At 45.8% G+C, this 15,877-nt stretch carries 17 protein-coding genes and 1 riboswitch; of the genes, 10 read left to right on the plus strand and 7 right to left on the minus strand.

The window, feature by feature from the left end; genetic code table 11:
- Positions 1 to 145: 145 nt before the first annotated feature.
- Positions 146 to 2,719, minus strand: coding sequence for a vitamin B12-dependent ribonucleotide reductase (locus tag AXG56_RS06935; RefSeq protein ID WP_062513754.1), 2,574 nt, complete (start codon positions 2,717 to 2,719; stop codon positions 146 to 148).
- A gap of 354 nt (positions 2,720 to 3,073) precedes the next feature.
- On the opposite strand from AXG56_RS06935, the gene AXG56_RS06940 reads away from it, so the two are divergent.
- A complete protein-coding gene (locus AXG56_RS06940; protein ID WP_008637042.1) occupies positions 3,074 to 3,454 on the plus strand; it encodes a rhodanese-like domain-containing protein in 381 nt (126 codons plus the stop codon).
- 81 nt (positions 3,455 to 3,535) lie between these two features.
- On the opposite strand, the gene gcvPB is transcribed toward AXG56_RS06940, so the two are convergent.
- From gcvPB to gcvT, 3 genes are read right to left on the minus strand one after another with little or no spacing between them, the layout of a single operon-like run.
- The gene (gene gcvPB / locus AXG56_RS06945) at positions 3,536 to 4,999 is read right to left on the minus strand and encodes an aminomethyl-transferring glycine dehydrogenase subunit GcvPB (RefSeq protein WP_062513756.1); all 1,464 of its coding nucleotides are present in this window, start codon (positions 4,997 to 4,999) and stop codon (positions 3,536 to 3,538) included.
- Positions 4,992 to 6,341: an aminomethyl-transferring glycine dehydrogenase subunit GcvPA gene (gene gcvPA, locus AXG56_RS06950; protein ID WP_026577217.1), complete on the minus strand. Its 1,350-nt coding sequence runs from the start codon at positions 6,339 to 6,341 to the stop codon at positions 4,992 to 4,994. Before gcvPA ends, gcvPB begins: the two co-directional genes overlap by 8 nt.
- A gap of 22 nt (positions 6,342 to 6,363) precedes the next feature.
- Positions 6,364 to 7,464: a glycine cleavage system aminomethyltransferase GcvT gene (gene gcvT / locus AXG56_RS06955; protein ID WP_062513758.1), complete on the minus strand. Its 1,101-nt coding sequence runs from the start codon at positions 7,462 to 7,464 to the stop codon at positions 6,364 to 6,366.
- Positions 7,465 to 7,629: 165 nt separating this feature from the next.
- Positions 7,630 to 7,718: riboswitch (glycine riboswitch) on the minus strand.
- A gap of 177 nt (positions 7,719 to 7,895) precedes the next feature.
- Here gcvT and AXG56_RS06960 point away from each other — a divergent pair.
- Together AXG56_RS06960 and AXG56_RS06965 are read left to right on the plus strand one after the other, a co-directional pair.
- Complete coding sequence (locus AXG56_RS06960; protein ID WP_062513760.1) at positions 7,896 to 9,539, plus strand: DEAD/DEAH box helicase; 1,644 nt, start codon at positions 7,896 to 7,898, stop codon at positions 9,537 to 9,539.
- On the plus strand, positions 9,536 to 10,342 hold the full coding sequence (locus tag AXG56_RS06965; protein ID WP_062513763.1) for a YqhG family protein: 807 nt from the start codon (positions 9,536 to 9,538) through the stop codon (positions 10,340 to 10,342). Before AXG56_RS06960 ends, AXG56_RS06965 begins: the two co-directional genes overlap by 4 nt.
- A gap of 202 nt (positions 10,343 to 10,544) precedes the next feature.
- On the opposite strand, the gene AXG56_RS06970 is transcribed toward AXG56_RS06965, so the two are convergent.
- Both AXG56_RS06970 and AXG56_RS06975 read right to left on the minus strand, forming a co-directional pair.
- Positions 10,545 to 10,730 (minus strand): YqzE family protein, encoded by a 186-nt coding sequence (locus tag AXG56_RS06970; RefSeq protein WP_008637028.1) that lies wholly within the window; start codon positions 10,728 to 10,730, stop codon positions 10,545 to 10,547.
- A 49-nt stretch (positions 10,731 to 10,779) separates the two neighbouring features.
- Positions 10,780 to 11,262: a shikimate kinase gene (locus AXG56_RS06975; RefSeq protein ID WP_008637026.1), complete on the minus strand. Its 483-nt coding sequence runs from the start codon at positions 11,260 to 11,262 to the stop codon at positions 10,780 to 10,782.
- Positions 11,263 to 11,360: 98 nt separating this feature from the next.
- On the opposite strand from AXG56_RS06975, the gene comGA reads away from it, so the two are divergent.
- From comGA to AXG56_RS07010, 7 genes are read left to right on the plus strand one after another with little or no spacing between them, the layout of a single operon-like run.
- Positions 11,361 to 12,371, plus strand: a complete 1,011-nt coding sequence (comGA, locus tag AXG56_RS06980; protein WP_062513765.1) for a competence type IV pilus ATPase ComGA — start codon at positions 11,361 to 11,363, stop codon at positions 12,369 to 12,371.
- Entirely contained in the window at positions 12,325 to 13,377 is a 1,053-nt protein-coding gene (locus AXG56_RS06985; protein WP_062513767.1) for a type II secretion system F family protein, read from the plus strand. The genes comGA and AXG56_RS06985 overlap by 47 nt, the downstream gene beginning before the upstream one ends.
- A 20-nt stretch (positions 13,378 to 13,397) precedes the next feature.
- On the plus strand, positions 13,398 to 13,697 hold the full coding sequence (gene comGC, locus AXG56_RS06990) for a competence type IV pilus major pilin ComGC (RefSeq protein WP_026577216.1): 300 nt from the start codon (positions 13,398 to 13,400) through the stop codon (positions 13,695 to 13,697).
- Positions 13,684 to 14,130, plus strand: a complete 447-nt coding sequence (comGD, locus tag AXG56_RS06995; protein WP_008637017.1) for a competence type IV pilus minor pilin ComGD — start codon at positions 13,684 to 13,686, stop codon at positions 14,128 to 14,130. The genes comGC and comGD overlap by 14 nt, the downstream gene beginning before the upstream one ends.
- Complete coding sequence (locus tag AXG56_RS07000) at positions 14,120 to 14,446, plus strand: type II secretion system protein (protein ID WP_008637016.1); 327 nt, start codon at positions 14,120 to 14,122, stop codon at positions 14,444 to 14,446. The genes comGD and AXG56_RS07000 overlap by 11 nt, the downstream gene beginning before the upstream one ends.
- On the plus strand, positions 14,430 to 14,846 hold the full coding sequence (locus AXG56_RS07005; RefSeq protein WP_062513770.1) for a ComGF family competence protein: 417 nt from the start codon (positions 14,430 to 14,432) through the stop codon (positions 14,844 to 14,846). Before AXG56_RS07000 ends, AXG56_RS07005 begins: the two co-directional genes overlap by 17 nt.
- Positions 14,806 to 15,204 (plus strand): hypothetical protein, encoded by a 399-nt coding sequence (locus tag AXG56_RS07010; RefSeq protein ID WP_062513772.1) that lies wholly within the window; start codon positions 14,806 to 14,808, stop codon positions 15,202 to 15,204. Before AXG56_RS07005 ends, AXG56_RS07010 begins: the two co-directional genes overlap by 41 nt.
- Positions 15,205 to 15,353: 149 nt before the next feature.
- Here AXG56_RS07010 and AXG56_RS07015 read toward each other — a convergent pair whose 3' ends face one another.
- Complete coding sequence (locus tag AXG56_RS07015) at positions 15,354 to 15,737, minus strand: Spx/MgsR family RNA polymerase-binding regulatory protein (RefSeq protein ID WP_008637011.1); 384 nt, start codon at positions 15,735 to 15,737, stop codon at positions 15,354 to 15,356.
- Between the last annotated feature and the right edge of the window lie 140 nt (positions 15,738 to 15,877).

A 15,877-nucleotide genomic window follows, 5' to 3' on the forward strand; every position in this document is an offset into this window, starting at 1 on the left:
GTACAAATGGGCACGACCCTACCGATAATGGTCTGGTGATCTGTTTCCCAATATAAAATGATACACTAGTTTAACCTGAGTGACAAGGAATGCTGCACCCAGAAAAAAGGAAGCATCGGACAGCCTGTCCGATGCTTCTTCCATTTTACAGTCCGCACTTCAATTGCGCATTACAGTTCGTGCACGTATTGCATCCGCCGATGTCTTCTACCGTTCCTTGACGGCAGACCGGGCAGGTGTCACCGACTTCCGATCCAATCGTCACATTTGTTTTGTCGAGCTCCTGAATCGTATCCATGAGAACGACACGCGGCGTCTTCTCCTCTTCTTCAAAGAGTTCTGTCTGTTCGCCGTCGAAATCATTCTCTTCTGCTTTCAACGTGAGCACCTGGCTGTCACGGCTTCCATCCACATACACCGTACCGCCTTTCGCTCCCCCGCGGTATAGGCGTTGATAGACGCTCTCTACCTGTTCGACCGTGTATCCTTTCGGTGCGTTTACCGTCTTGGAAATACTGCTGTCGACCCAGCGTTGGATAATGCACTGCGTATCTGCATGTGCTTCGGGGCTGAGAGTCATTGCGGTTACGAACCATTCTGGAAGCTCGTTTGGATCCTGTTCCGGGTGTTCATCCAAATATTCCTGAAGAATATCTGCTTTCACTTCAATAAACTTACCTAGACGTCCGCTTCGGTAGTAAGAGAAGGAGAAATAAGGTTCCAGACCAGTACTAACGCCCACCATTGTGCCTGTACTACCTGTCGGAGCAACAGTCAACAAATGGGAGTTGCGGATACCGTAAGTCAATACATCTTTACGGATATCCTCAGGCATGTCTTTCATATAACCTGTGTTGATAAAACGCTCACGAAGCTCCTTTGTTTCTTCTTCTGTCTCTCCGATCAGAAACGGGAAACTTCCTTTCTCTTTCGCGAGTTCAATCGATGCACGATAAGCCGTGGTCGCAATGGTTTCAAAGATTTCATCGACAAGTTTATTTCCTTCTTCGGAACCGTAGACGGATTCACAGTAAATAAGGAGATCGTGGAGCCCCATTACCCCTAATCCAATACGACGTTCACCAAGAGCCTGCTTCTTATTCTCTTCCAGGAAGTATGGCGTTGCGTCAATAACGTTATCCTGCATACGCACACCACGCTCGACCGTTTGTTTCAGCTTAGCGAAATCGACCTGCTTGTTAGCCTTATCGGCGACACTGGCCAAGTTTACGGCAGCAAGGTTACAAACGCTGAACGGCGCTAACGGCTGCTCTCCACAAGGGTTTGTCGCAACGACTTTTTGACCATAAGCGGTCGCATTAGTTTTCTCATTGGCATTGTCGATGAAGAAGATACCCGGCTCTGCTGAGTACGTAGCACAAATATTAATCAAGTTCCAAAGTTCTTTCGCCTTGACTGTACGGTACGTACGGACTCCAAAACCACGTTCCTCCCATTCACGGACGTCGCCGCTGTTGTGCCATTCTTCGTTATACACACGCATTTCCTCTTCTGTGTAATTCTCCACGTCCGGGAATCGCAGTTCGTAGGCAGCGTCCTGATCGACAGCTTCCATAAATTCTTTTGTGACACAGACGGAGATATTGGCTCCCGTCAAAAACTCGGAATTATGAACGGTATAAGTGCCGCCGATTTGAAGCTTTTCTTCTGCTTCGCGGATGCTTTGGTCCGTAAAGCCCCCTTGTCCTTGGATATGCTTGTAATTCACGACGCTCTGATAGAGATCTTTCTCCGTCTCCGTAAGTGGGGTGAATTTAAGCTTGTCCTTGGCAAGCTGCTTAATTTGTTCATCTTCTGTATTTTCGATCAGGTAACGCAGGATTCGTGGATTCTGCATTTTAGAAATGATGAATTCAAGAATATCCGGATGCCAGTCTGAAAGCATAATCATCTGCGCACCGCGTCTCGATCCACCTTGTTCAACCAAGTGCGTTAATTTCGCAATGTCATCAAGCCAGGAAACGGAACCGGATGATTTACCGTTCACTCCACGGGCCAGCGTATTGCGTGGGCGCAGTGTGGAACCATTCGTACCGACACCGCCTCCTCGTGACATAATTTCCATCACCTGTTTTCTGTGATCGGATATGCCTTCCCTGGAATCCTGGATATAAGGCATCACGTAACAGTTGAAATACGTAACATCCGTTTGGGAACCGGCACCATAAAGCACACGGCCGGCCGGGATGAAATTCATATCAGAAAGTTCTTCGTAGAATTTCTCGAAACTTTCCTGTTTCTTAAGCGGATCTGTTTCCACTTCGGACAGGCCTGTCGCATTCCGAAGAGCGATCTGTTCGTAATATACCTCTAACGGTTTATCAATCGTGTCAAGGTTTCTGCGGATCAATCCTGACTCCTGCTCTTCCGGTCTGTCAAGGACGCTTAGGAATTCATCTTCGACACGGACAACAGCTTCGTGCTTCTCCCAATCAATCTCATGAATGAAGCCAAAGCCTCGAGCCGGGAACTTAGGATCGTCTTTGACCGTGAGAACAACAAAGTCTCCCTCCGACAATGTAAGTTTCTCTGTATCTTTGAATGCATAGCGGTCCAACATGACAAGCCGGGACACGCCTTTGTGTGTAATAGACATGTTTTCTGTAATTTCATGTACTTGCGGAAACTGACGGATATCTGCGTTCAGTCTTTCCACATTAATCTTTGTATGGACATCGGTGGAGGTTGACGTCTGCATCTTGCATCTCTCCCTTACTAAATAAAAAATCGATATAAGTAACATACCACATTTTCAAAAATATAATCAATATCTTGTGCCCTTTTTCAGAATATATTCAATATCTTGTGTTTTGAACAAAAAGGTAGAAATTTGTCAATCTAATAATATTACGAGCGAAGCCGATTTGAAAAGCAATCCGAAGCAAAAACAGCCGATTATCCTTCTTTTCCATTTATTCATCTGTTGCATTCCCACTTCCATCGGAAAACCATGATGGCGCATGTTTTTGCTTAAACACGGAAAAATATTTTTGAAATGCAAACGATTCCCTCCTATAATAGATAGAGAAAGAGAGAAAAGGGGGAGGCACATATGGATTTATGGATTTTAATCGGTGCACTGGTCTTGATCATTGCTTTTGGATTATATAGATACTTCAAAGCTAGAAAAATCATGACGACACTGACGGAAGAACAGTTCCGCGAAGGATACAGAAAAGCCCAGCTCATCGACGTCCGGGAACCGAAAGAATACGAAGGCGGACATATACTGGGCGCGAGAAATATTCCACTATCGCAGCTGCGCAATCGTCTTGTTGAAATCCGCAAAGATAAGCCGGTGTACCTGTACTGCCAAAGCGGTGCCAGGTCTGCACGTGCAGCTATGCTGCTGCATAAAAACGGCTACAAAGATTTGAACATGCTGCAGAGCGGATTCAAAAAATGGTCCGGAAAGATCAAAACGAAGAAGTAATATCCTGCCGGGAGATTACTCATTATCCCAATCATGATAGAAAAAAGCAAACCGGAGTCCTTGAAGGGACTCCGGTTATTTTCATTCGCCTTTCCGGTATCTCAATACCGGTTTCCTTGCCGCCTGTGTTTCATCCATGCGGCTCACGATTGTCGTATGAGGAGCTTCCTGAACAATTTCAGGATTCTCTTCTGCTTCTTTGGCTATTTGAATCATCACATCGATAAAGCCGTCCAGCGTTTCCTTGGATTCGGTTTCCGTCGGTTCGATCATCATTGCTTCCTCGACGTTAATCGGGAAATAGATGGTCGGTGGATGGTACCCAAAATCAAGCAGGCGTTTTGCTATGTCCAACGTCCGTACTCCGAGCTTCTTCTGACGTCTGCCAGATAAAATAAATTCATGCTTACAATGACGGTCAAATGGAAGGTCATAATACTCCTGAAGGCGGCGCATCATGTAGTTGGCATTGATGACAGCATACTCACTTACCTTCTTCAAGCCTTCCGCCCCCATTGTACGTATATACGTGTAGGCACGAACGTTGATGCCGAAATTACCGTAATACGGCTTCACCCGGCCGATAGAATCCGGTCGATCATAATCAAAGATGTACTGACCGCCCTGTTTCACCAGAATCGGCTTAGGCAGGTACGCCGCCAGTTCTGCAGTTACCCCTACAGGCCCGGAACCAGGTCCTCCCCCGCCGTGTGGACCTGTAAACGTCTTATGCAGATTCAAGTGGACGACGTCAAATCCCATATCCCCGGGGCGGGCATAACCTAAAACAGCATTCAGATTGGCACCGTCATAATAAAGCTTTCCGCCTGCTTCATGAACGATCGATGCCATTTCTTCAATATCCTCTTCAAACAGACCAAGCGTGTTCGGGTTTGTCAGCATTAAGGCGGCCGTCTCTTCATCGACCACACGTTTTAAATCTTCCAGATCGACGAGCCCGCGATCATCGGATTTAACGGTTACAGCTTCAAATCCTGCGACTGTTGCGGAGGCTGGGTTCGTTCCATGCGCAGAATCCGGAACGATAACTTTCGTACGGTTGTAATCCCCATTCGCTTCATGGTAGGCACGAATCATCATTAATCCCGTCCACTCTCCATGCGCACCTGCTGCCGGTTGCAGAGTGACGGTATCCATCCCGGTTATAGCAGCAAGCGATTCTTGAAGGTCGTACATTAAATGCAGGGCACCTTGTACCGTCTCCTCCGGCTGATACGGGTGGATGTGGCTGAAGCCAGGAAAGCGGGCAACATCTTCATTCATTTTAGGATTATACTTCATCGTACAGGAGCCGAGTGGATAAAAACCGGAGTCGACCCCGTGATTCCGTTTAGAAAGTCCCGTATAATGCCTTATAATTTGAAGTTCACTTACTTCCGGGAGATCCGGTTCCTGTTTCCGAACATATTTCTCGCCGATCATACCTTCCACGTCCACTTCCGGTACATCCAACTCCGGAAGACTGAATCCGGTACGGCTTTCTTGACTCAATTCAAAAATTAACGGAAAGTCCTGATTAGCCACGAATATCCCCCATTTCCTTAACAAATTGATCAATTTCTTCTTTTGTCCTGATTTCTGTAACAGCAAGCAGCATGTGTTCAGACAATCCTTCTGACATCCGACCGAGATCGTACCCTCCGATGAAACCTTTCGCAAGGAGTTTTTTGTTTACTTCCGCAATATTACGGCCGACGTTTACAACGACCTCATTAAAGAAAGCGTCCTTGTATGGAAGTTCAAAACCCGCTGCCTCCAACTGGTTTTTCATATAGGCAGCTTTCTGTATATTCATCCGCGCCATCTTCTTCAAGCCCTGCTTGCCCAGGGAGCTCATCGCTACAGATGCTGCCAGAGCGTTTAGTGCCTGATTCGAACAGATGTTGGAAGTAGCTTTGTCCCTCCGGATATGCTGCTCCCGAGCCTGAAGCGTGAGCACAAAGCCACGTCTGCCATCTTCATCTACCGTCTGGCCGACCAGTCTGCCAGGTACTTTGCGCATCAGTTTCTTCGTCGTGGCGAAGTATCCGCAGTGTGGGCCCCCAAACTGAGCAGGGATACCAAATACCTGCGCATCACCAACAACGATATCTGCTCCAAATTCACCAGGAGGTGTCAGATAACCCAGCGCAAGAGGATTGCTGGAAGCAATAAGCATCGCTTTTTTCTCCTGATCCACAATGGAGCGGATCTCGGCTAAGGGTTCTATTTGACCGAAGAAGTTCGGATATTGAACGACGACACTGGCTACATTCTCATCTAATTCTCTCTCCAGCTGTTCCAAATCTGTCTTTCCTTCTTTGTGATCGATTTCAATGACTTCAAGGCCGGGACCTTTCACATAAGATCGAATAACGTCAAGGGATTCCGGATGGATCGCTTTCGATACGAGCACTTTCTTTTTCTTCGTCTGGCCGGCTGATAAGTTTACGGCTTCTGCAAGTGCCGTTCCGCCGTCATACATAGAAGAGTTCGCTACATCCATCCCCGTCAATTCACTGATCATTGTTTGAAACTCAAAAATTGCCTGGAGTTCACCTTGAGAAATCTCCGGCTGGTACGGTGTATAGGCCGTATAAAATTCAGAACGGGAAATAACATGATCGACGATCGACGGGATATAGTGATCGTAGACTCCCGCACCCAAGAAGGAAACATGGGATTTCAAATGAACGTTTTGTTCTGCGAGATTGGACAGCTCTTTCGTCAATTGGAACTCATTCTTCGGATCCTTTATATCGAGGTCTCCTTTGAAACGTACACTTTCCGGTATATCGGAAAACAGCTCATCGGAGTGCTCCACTCCGATTGCTGCAAGCATTTCTTTCTTATCCTTCTCCGTCATGGGCAGGTAACGAAATTCCATACGTAGTTCCCCCTTCATTTAATTATCGTTTATAAAATGGTGTAGTGACGACTTTCGCCTTTAAACGGCGTTTCCGCACTTGGACAATGACTTCCGTGCCAGGTTCTGTAAACTCTTTCTTCAATAAGGCAAGTCCAATGTTTTTTCCTAAAGTCGGAGACTGGGTACCTGTCGTTACAAAACCGATATTCTCTTCTCCGACGAACACTTCATAATGCGTACGCGGTATGCCTTTATCGATCATTTCAATTCCTACAAGCTTCCTTTGAGGGCCGTTTCCCTTCTGTTCTTTCAACACGTTCTTTCCTATGAAGTCCGCATCCTTGTTCACTTTTACCGCAAAGCCAAGACCTGCTTCCATCGGAGTAATATCCGCACTTAACTCCTGGCCGTATAACGCCAGATTCGCTTCAAATCGAAGCGTATCCCTCGCCCCCAGCCCGATCGGCTGTAATCCGTGCGGCTCACCGGCAGTAAGAAGCGCCTGCCATAGCTCCCTTCCAGCTTCTGCAGGAAGGTATATTTCAAACCCATCCTCGCCGGTGTATCCGGTCCGTGAGACAATAGCTTCTTTTGATACACCTTTCAAGCGGACATCGGATAGAAAACGAAAGAACTTAATGGAAGAAACGTCGCTGTCCGTCAATGTCTGCATGATCTCTTCTGCTTTGGGACCCTGGACAGCAAGTTGAACGTATTCATCCGATACATCCTGGATTGTCACATCGCCTGTCTGGTGATCTTTCAACCACTGATAGTCCTTTTCTCTGTTCGCTGCATTGACGACGAGCAAGTATTTCGCTTCGTCCAGATGATAGACGATCAAATCATCGACCGTCCCACCGTTCTCATAGCACATGATCGTATACTGGGCCTTCCCCGGTTCCAATTTAGAAACATCATTCGTCAACATTTTCTGTAGAAAAGGAAGACTGCCCGGTCCTTCCACCATCACTTCTCCCATATGGGATACATCGAACAACCCGGCAGCCGTTCGTGTAGCCTCATGCTCCTCCTTGATACTCGTAAATTGGACAGGTAAATCCCAACCTCCGAAATCAATCGTTTTTGCTCCGAGTTCTTTGTATTCAGGGAACAAAGGGGTACGCTTCAACTCTGTCATCCAAACCACTCCTTATGCAATGTGATCATCCATAAAAAAAGAGACTCCTCCTGTAATCAAGGGAGTCTCTGTCCATGTAAGCCAGAAAGTTTCACGTACGGATTCCTATATCCGTCCGCTTGCTTCTTGGGCGGTCTGCTTCTTCGCAGACGCTCTCCAGAGTTGCGTCCTGTAAAGGTCTTTTTGCCTGAGAGATTCACAAAGATTGTTTGCTCCTTCGGCGCCACGGTAGTAGTCTCTCCCATTACAGTCATCCGCTTTCGTATTTTATTAGATTGCAGCGGGCATACTATTTTATAGCTTATGGATGCGGTTTTCACTTCAAATTCAGCTACATTATATCACGCATTCTTTACAAAAGACATGGGAATTCAACAAATTATTCACAATCTTTACGAAAGGCAAACTATTAGAAAAAGGAGCGATTCCATATGATTCAAATTCATCCAGATGAAGCGTTTTTACACACATTATCCGGTCATTTGGACTCTTCGGAAAGACTGAGTTCCTGGGAGGGATTCAAACTTGCCTATAAAGCGGCACAGTTCCAAACGGTCCCACACTTTGATGGTCTGCTTTCCCTTGAACACCTTCCCCATATCGACTTCATGGAACATCAGATAGAAGCTGCCTCCAAGGTCATCCACCATATGCATGGCAGGGCGATTCTGGCTGATGAAGTGGGGCTCGGTAAGACACTGGAAGCAGGGCTGATTTTGAAAGAGCTTATGATCAGAGGGCGGGCGAAGAAAGTATTGATTCTCACGCCTGCATCTCTCGTGAACCAATGGATACAGGAATTGAACGAGAAATTCTATATTCAGGCCGCTTCTCCCAGAAAAAAACATGCATCGTGGAAAGAATGGGAAATAACGGTCACATCGATTGATATGGCGAAAAGAGAACAGCATAAAGAGGAAATACTTAGTATTGATTACGACCTGGTGATCATTGATGAGGCACATAAACTGAAGAATCACCAGACGAAGAACTATCAATTTGTCCAGTCGCTGAAAAAGACTTACTGCCTGTTACTCACGGCAACACCGATACAGAACAAACTGAGCGACCTGTTCAATCTCGTCTCCATATTGAAACCAGGATATTTGGGAAACCTGACAGATTTCAAAAAGAAATACCAGAAGAATGCCGATCAAGACGAACGTACAGAACACATTCATTCTCTTGTTGGAAAATTAATGATTCGGAACCGGCGGAAGGATACAGGACTGGATGCTTCCAAGCGGAAAGTGACGAATGAACGCCTGGAATTCTCCGAGGAAGAGGCAAAAGTCTACCAAAGCCTCGAGACATTGAAAGCTTCACACCCTTCGTTTACGTGGCTGACCCTTGCGAAAGAATTATGTTCTTCCAGAGAAGCCTGTTTCCTGTCGCTTCAAGAATTAAAGAAGAAAGCACCGGAAGAGAAAAGCGCCTTGTATGATGACATCATGGAGGCGGTCGGTAGTCTTCCCCACCATGTGAAAGCGAAGCGAATGATCGAAAAAATTGAACAGACAAAAGAAAAGTTCATTATTTTCACAGAGTATCGGGCAACCCAGTTCTATCTCCAGTGGTACCTGCAGCAGCACGGAATTACCTCGGTCCCATTCAGCGGAAAGTTCAATAAAGGGAAGCGGGACTGGATGAAGCAGTTGTTCAGAGATAAGGCTCAAGTCATGGTAGCAACCGAAGCGGGCGGAGAAGGTATTAATCTGCAGTTCTGTCACCACATGATCAACTACGACCTGCCTTGGAACCCGATGCGCCTCGAACAAAGAATCGGCAGGATTCACCGGTTCGGTCAAGAAAACGACGTCAAGATTTATAACTTTGCCATCAAAAATACGATTGAAGACCATATCATGAATATGCTTTATGAGAAAATTGAAGTCTTTAAGAATGCGGTCGGAGACCTGGATCACATTCTGGAGCAAATACCTGGAGGGTCATTCGATCAGCAGATACAGTCGATCCTTAAGCAGTCGGAGAGTCAGGGCGAAGTGAATATAAAACTGAACAATCTGGTCAGCTACGTAGAATACAGCGTAAATGAGAGGAGAGAATCCAGTTGAATGAAACAAACCCGCACGAAAGTTTCGTCCAATCTTTCTTTGAAACATACGGTTGTTCCATTATAGACAAAGCTAAAGGACATTTTACGGTCCAGCTGACCAGTGAAATGGATGAAGAGATTATGAACCGCCCGTTCTATTGGCATTATATGAAGAAAATGAACCGGGATGGAAACCCGATGCAGTTGACCTTCACCGATACCAACCATACAGAAAAAGAAGGAATTTATCTTCATGCCGGCACTCCGAAGCTGCACTCGCTCTATCATACAGCCATTAAGAAAGGGAAGACGGCTCGTTTGTACGAAGTCATCGATACCCCTGGCACAAACAGGGCGATGAGTCCATGGCTCATCTTAAACCTGCAGCTCCAATACAGAGGAAAACAAGCTAAGGACGAACCTTTATCCATTGGTATAAACCTCATTCACGGGACGCTTATGGTCGGAATGATGGAGCGGATCATGCCGCTGCGGTTTGAATCAACCGTATCCGACTATACGTTCCCGATGACACCTGTGATTTCCTTGAAGAACGCCTATGTACGCATACAAAAGCATCTGGAACAGCATATTCAAACGAGAACGAATAAATGGGCGGAAGAATCCATTTTAGAATGGAATAAAGAGAGAGAGTTGTTAGAAACATTTTATCAGTCGGAAGACATTGACCTCGATTCTTTCACAAGGGAAAGAGAACAGCTCGACATCCGCTACAAACCGAGAATTGAGTGGGACGTTATAAACGGCGGTCTTTTTTACCTATCGCAGAATACGAGTGCCGAGTGGCTGACCAAACGATAACAAAACAGTCGGCGGAAGAGAAGAACCTCTCATCTGCCGCGTCTGCGTTTGGCGAGCGGGAATCCACAAACGGATAAGACATAGAGAAAAGGCATACGGGCCAGTGGAAGCGCTCATTTTACTTGATTCGCCTTCCCTTCCTGCATATCACTTCTTCAACAAGCTGAAAAAAGCCGCTGATTTCTCAGCGGCTTTTTCGGTTTCAAGGATTTGTAATCCTTCTTTTTCTTTTAAACAACTTCCAAGCAAAGGGAAGAATGCCGAACCAATACGAGGATGATTTCTTGGAAGGTTTCTCTTCCTTCCTCAACCTTTTTTCTTCTTTAGACAAATGCATGTACTTGACCATTTCTTCTGTCAAAAATTTCACATAATCATTCTTGTCCATTTGAATCCCTCTTTTTTAACCGTTTGGTTCTAGTATGTACCTATCACCATTATTTTAGACGCAATTGTATTTCCTCCGCTATTACCTGTGGTGATTTCTTATCTACATCAATGGTGATATCCGCCACTTCCTTATAATAAGGAAGGCGTTCTTGAAACCGCTTCTGCTTGTCAGAAGATGCACCGGACCACAAAGGACGATTTTTATCGCCGGCGAGACGTGCTGTGATCGTCTCCCACTCCGCCCTTAAATAAACGACGGTTCCTTCTGCAAGAATTCTTCGATTTTCCTCCTGGAGAATGACGCCTCCCCCGGTGGAAACAATGCCGTCCCCGTGAAGCCCTTTTAGAAAACGCGTTTCCGCAGAACGGAAATACGCTTCTCCGTATCGCTCGAACATCTCAGGAATCGTCATCCCTTCCAGACGTTCGATTTCTCTGTCCATCTCCACCGCTTTGTACCCGGTTGCTTCTCCAAGCTGTTCTGCTACGGTCGTTTTTCCGCTTCCCATGAAACCTACGATAAAAATCATTGACGGGCCCCCTTTTTATTTTTTCCTGAAGCAGGATTTACTCGATCATTGTCGAATATAATTCTATGTATAAATTTAGAAATGAGGTGATTATTCATTTGAACTCCGTCGCCACCCGCGCAAACGACCTCGTCCTCTCCGCGATTCAGCAGTCTGCCTCCGATATCCATTTCACACCTTACTCCGAGAACGCGAACGTCCATTTCCGCATCCATGGGGAACGAATTTTCCACTCGAAACTTCCACTGCCTATGTATCAGAAAATCCTTTCCTATTACAAGTTCACTTCCGGTATGGACATTGGTGAACAGAAGCGCCCCCAGAACGGCACCATCCCTTACAGAAACAACCACTCGATTTTCGATCTCCGTCTCTCCACTCTTCCCATTACCGGAACGGAGAGTCTCGCCATTCGCATACTGAATCCGATGAACCATATGCCACTCGAACAACTCTTCCTCTTCCCTCATCAGCGGAACCGTCTGGAATCCTGGCTTCGTCACCGAAGCGGAATGATCCTGTTTACCGGACCGACAGGGAGTGGAAAAACAACCACCCTGTACGCCTTGATTCAATCCCTCATGACACAGAGCTCCTTCCAGGCCATCACGCTTGAAGATCCCATCGAGAAGAATCTGAACAACATCATTCAGGTCCAGGTAAATGAACGGGCCGGTGTTACCTATGACACCGGTCTCAAAGCGGCACTTCGTCATGATCCTGATCTATTGATGGTCGGAGAAATCAGGGACCAGGCAACAGCAAAATTCGCTTTTCGAGCAGCGCTCAGCGGGCACCTCGTCATCAGTACGATTCACGCAATGAATGCCTATGGAACCATTCACCGTTTGAAGGAGATGGACATCCAGCAGGCGGAATTGGAGCAGTCCCTCATTGCTATCGCCGCTCAGCAGCTCGTTCCAATTACGGCAAACAAACAGCTGCCGAAACGAGCGGCTATTCTCGAAATGCTTGAAGGAGAGCTCCTACGCCGGGCGATGCTCGGGACCGCACCTTCCCCACATCTTTTTCATTCATTCCAGAAACTGAGGAGGAAAGCCTATGCTCTCGGCTTTATTGAGAAAAAGGAAGCAGGTCCGCTCCTCTGATCGAAGGCTGCCGGATCATTTGCAAATCCTGTTCCTTCATAGACTCAGTCATATCCTCAGTAAGGGATATCCTCTGCTTGAGGCTTTAAGAATGACCGGTTGGGACGCACGGTTAAAGCCTGTCGCAGAGTCACTGATTACAGCACTTGGAAGAGGAGATACGATTGATCAGGCCTATAAACACGCCTGCTTCTCAAAAACCGTAACCAACTTTCTATATTTCAGCAACATCCACTTCGACCTGCCTCACATCTTCCGTCAGACCAAACAGCTTATGGAAATGAAGAAAGAATACAAAGAAAGAATCACCCGCGTCCTCCGATACCCTCTTCTGCTCTTAGTTTTCCTCATTGGTGCTTTTACAATCATGAAAAGGACCGTCTTGCCTAATTTCATCCAACTCTTTGAAGGAGAATCCACCAGCACTTTGTGGCTGCTGATGGGGGTCGATTATTTCATGACCGGAATGGTAATCATTTTCCTGCTCCTGGGCGGTTCTCTTGTATCTCTCCTGTTTATATTACCGAGGATGTCCGTACAAAACAAGTTGGATTTCTATCAGCGTTTTCCAGTACTGCGCGTTTATTACTCCTATTCTGCCTCCTATTCCTTCACTACCCACCTTCACTCCTTACTGCGTGCGGGATTGACCTTAAAGCAATCGATGGAAACGATGCGGGACCATCACGGGGATGAGGTTTTGTGCACTTACAGTAAAGAGATCCTCCTTCAGCTGGGCGAGGGAAAGTCTTTTGGACAGGCATTACACAGCTGCCCGTTATTCCGAACAGAGCTGACTGATATCTTCCACCACACCAACGATGTGGAAGCACTGCAAAGCGAACTGGAAATACTGGCTGAATTTTTCATTGAACATATTCAGAGTAAGATTACGACTTGGATCCAGAGAATACAGCCGATATTTTTCGTTCTGGTAGCTGTGGTGATCATAAGTATTTATGCATCCATCATGCTTCCTCTATATGGATGGATGAATCAACTATAACGAAAAGGAGTCGTTCAAACATGAAAAATGAAAAAGGATTCACACTAATCGAGATGCTTATCGTGCTGCTGGTCATTTCCGTACTGCTTATCATCACGATTCCAAACATGACCAAGAATAGTCAGAATATCCGCGACAAAGGATGCGAGGCACTCACAGCGACGGCGGAAGCCCAGGCAGAAGCCTATTTTCTTGATAATGATGCCTATCCAACGACGATAGACGTATTAAAAACCGAGGGATATTTGAAAGAAACAAAGTGTCCGAATGGAGATACCTTAACGATTACAGACGGCAAAGTTGATCATGCCCCTTCCTAATTCACAGAGCGGTTACACGTTTACAGAAACAGTCCTCGTCCTGTTATCATGGTCCATCCTCCTCCTCTGTATCGCACCTCTGCACCATCACACCCTCCACCACGTTCAAGAAAAGCTTTTTCTGCAGCAATTCCAGGAAGACGTCCTGTTATCCCAGCAGCTGACTCAATATAAACACCCCTACTTCACCCTTTACTTCTATGAAACGAACAATCAGTACGCTTTATATGACAGCAAGGAAAAACGAATGGTATTTCAGCGCACATTACCAGCTGATTGGAGAATCAATATGCTGACACTCAAGCCCCAAGTAAAGTTTAATCAAAGAGGAATCATTCAATCCCCGGGAACCATGAAGTTCACCTCTCGAGACACGTCATACAAAGTCACCTTTCCATTCGGAACGAGCAGGGTGAGAATAGATGAAGAATGAAGGTTTTACGCTCCTTGAAACAATCGCCGCTTTCAGCACGGTCATGGTCATCTGTCTTACCGTCCTGCCTGCTCTGACTCAACTCCGCTCTGATCAAAAAGAGCTTGCCATGGAAAGAGAAATGGCAGTCCGACTATATGATGAACTTCAGCTGCATACAGATGAAAAACCTCTTTCCTTTCATTATACCGGAACACAGCCGACCGCTTATGAAATCCAATTATGGAAAAGCGATTCCACCCTGACCGGCTGTATTACCTGGCAAAGGAAAGATAAAGAGACTAAGGAGTTTTGCTTACATGCCCCGTCTTCATGAGTCTAATGGGTTTACTTTTATGGAGGCACTGTTCAGCCTCACTATCATTACCATCATCCTTTTCTTATCGACTCCTATACTCACTTCTATCCGCAACCCTTCTTACTATGAAGAACAGGCTTCGCTCCACCTGTTTCACTTCATACAGGAAGAGATCAATGCCTCTAAAAGCTTCTCTTTAAACGGCAACACCCTTCAAATTGTTTCTTGGGATGACCGGATCATTCAAATTGAGCAATACGGCACCATCGTACGTAGAACCGTAAATGGAACAGGTCACGAAACATTACTCACTCCAGTTGAATCTTTCACTATACACGATAATGGTCCATCCACCCTTACTTTGGAGGTACAGATCCATGAGGACAGTAGGTTTCAACGACTCATACATCTGCCTTAAAGAAAAACGAGAGGAAGGAGTCATCTTTCCATGGGCATTGTTAATATGCCTGGTGCTTTGCTCCGCCTTACTGACGACAACAGCCATGTATAAGAACCAGCTTAGCAATACAGAGATGACCAAACGCGCCCTCACCTCCCAATACCTTGTGCAGTCGACACAGAGCATTTTAAACGATGCACTTGTTTCTACTCCAGACCGTGAATCAACCTATACATTCGTTCGACAGCTTCCCGAGGGGGAAATCAAATCGGTCTGCACAAAAGATCAGATAGGCGGGTGGATTTGCAACTGGACCATTTCCCTATCAGACGAATCTGTAAAATCAGTAGTCACCTATCAAGACCCCTCCAAATGAGGAACGGGGCCGGTGTTCCCTCTTTATTTCTTTGCTGCAGAACATGTACATGCACATTTGAATGATGGTCCCTCCTTATGGATTAGGGATACTTTTACAAACAAAAAGAGCGCTTTTCTATTTAGAAAGGCGCTCTTTTTGTATATGGTTTATGAAATGATAGCCGTATATTCCAAACGATTATTGGTAATTCCTCTCAAACCATCGAGGTCATAGCCGATAACCAATTTTTCTCCGTTGGTTAGGATCGGTCTTCTAAGCAGTTTAGGCTTTTCTGTAACAAGTTCGAGAAATTCGTTTAATGTCATATCCTCTACATCCATGTTCAACATTTTATATTCCTTGCTGCGTTTAGCCAGTATTTCATCAATTCCATGGGTCGTCAGTGCTAGTATTCTCTTCAATTCATCCTTTGTAGGAGTCTCACGAAATAGGTGCTGTTCGTTAAAATCCACCCCTTGGCTCTTCAACCATGACTTAGTCCGTCTACAAGATGTACAACTTGGGTATGTGTAGAATTTTAACTCTTCCATTTTTTTCGCTCCTCGCTTTTTTTGGTACGCCTCTATTGTATAGTACCTGTATAACCTTTGTACAATATTTGAAACCTATTTCGACATAAAATTCGAAAATAATTTTAATTTTGAGTGAATATGCCGACGAAAAATGCACA

It is taken from the genome of Halobacillus sp. KGW1, assembly GCF_001592845.1.
In the GTDB taxonomy this organism is placed as follows: domain Bacteria; phylum Bacillota; class Bacilli; order Bacillales; family Halobacillaceae; genus Halobacillus.

Excerpts from the sequence above, each read along its gene's own strand:
- AXG56_RS06935 (WP_062513754.1), bottom strand. The coding sequence starts at position 2,719 with ATGCAGACGTCAACCTCCACCGATGTCCATACAAAGATTAATGTGGAA.
- AXG56_RS06940 (WP_008637042.1), top strand. The coding sequence starts at position 3,074 with ATGGATTTATGGATTTTAATCGGTGCACTGGTCTTGATCATTGCTTTT.
- gcvPA (WP_026577217.1), bottom strand. The coding sequence starts at position 6,341 with ATGGAATTTCGTTACCTGCCCATGACGGAGAAGGATAAGAAAGAAATG.
- gcvT (WP_062513758.1), bottom strand. The coding sequence starts at position 7,464 with ATGACAGAGTTGAAGCGTACCCCTTTGTTCCCTGAATACAAAGAACTC.
- AXG56_RS06960 (WP_062513760.1), top strand. The coding sequence starts at position 7,896 with ATGATTCAAATTCATCCAGATGAAGCGTTTTTACACACATTATCCGGT.
- AXG56_RS06970 (WP_008637028.1), bottom strand. The coding sequence starts at position 10,730 with ATGGACAAGAATGATTATGTGAAATTTTTGACAGAAGAAATGGTCAAG.
- AXG56_RS06975 (WP_008637026.1), bottom strand. The coding sequence starts at position 11,262 with ATGATTTTTATCGTAGGTTTCATGGGAAGCGGAAAAACGACCGTAGCA.
- AXG56_RS06985 (WP_062513767.1), top strand. The coding sequence starts at position 12,325 with ATGCTCTCGGCTTTATTGAGAAAAAGGAAGCAGGTCCGCTCCTCTGAT.
- comGC (WP_026577216.1), top strand. The coding sequence starts at position 13,398 with ATGAAAAATGAAAAAGGATTCACACTAATCGAGATGCTTATCGTGCTG.
- comGD (WP_008637017.1), top strand. The coding sequence starts at position 13,684 with ATGCCCCTTCCTAATTCACAGAGCGGTTACACGTTTACAGAAACAGTC.
- AXG56_RS07000 (WP_008637016.1), top strand. The coding sequence starts at position 14,120 with ATGAAGAATGAAGGTTTTACGCTCCTTGAAACAATCGCCGCTTTCAGC.
- AXG56_RS07005 (WP_062513770.1), top strand. The coding sequence starts at position 14,430 with ATGCCCCGTCTTCATGAGTCTAATGGGTTTACTTTTATGGAGGCACTG.
- AXG56_RS07010 (WP_062513772.1), top strand. The coding sequence starts at position 14,806 with ATGAGGACAGTAGGTTTCAACGACTCATACATCTGCCTTAAAGAAAAA.
- AXG56_RS07015 (WP_008637011.1), bottom strand. The coding sequence starts at position 15,737 with ATGGAAGAGTTAAAATTCTACACATACCCAAGTTGTACATCTTGTAGA.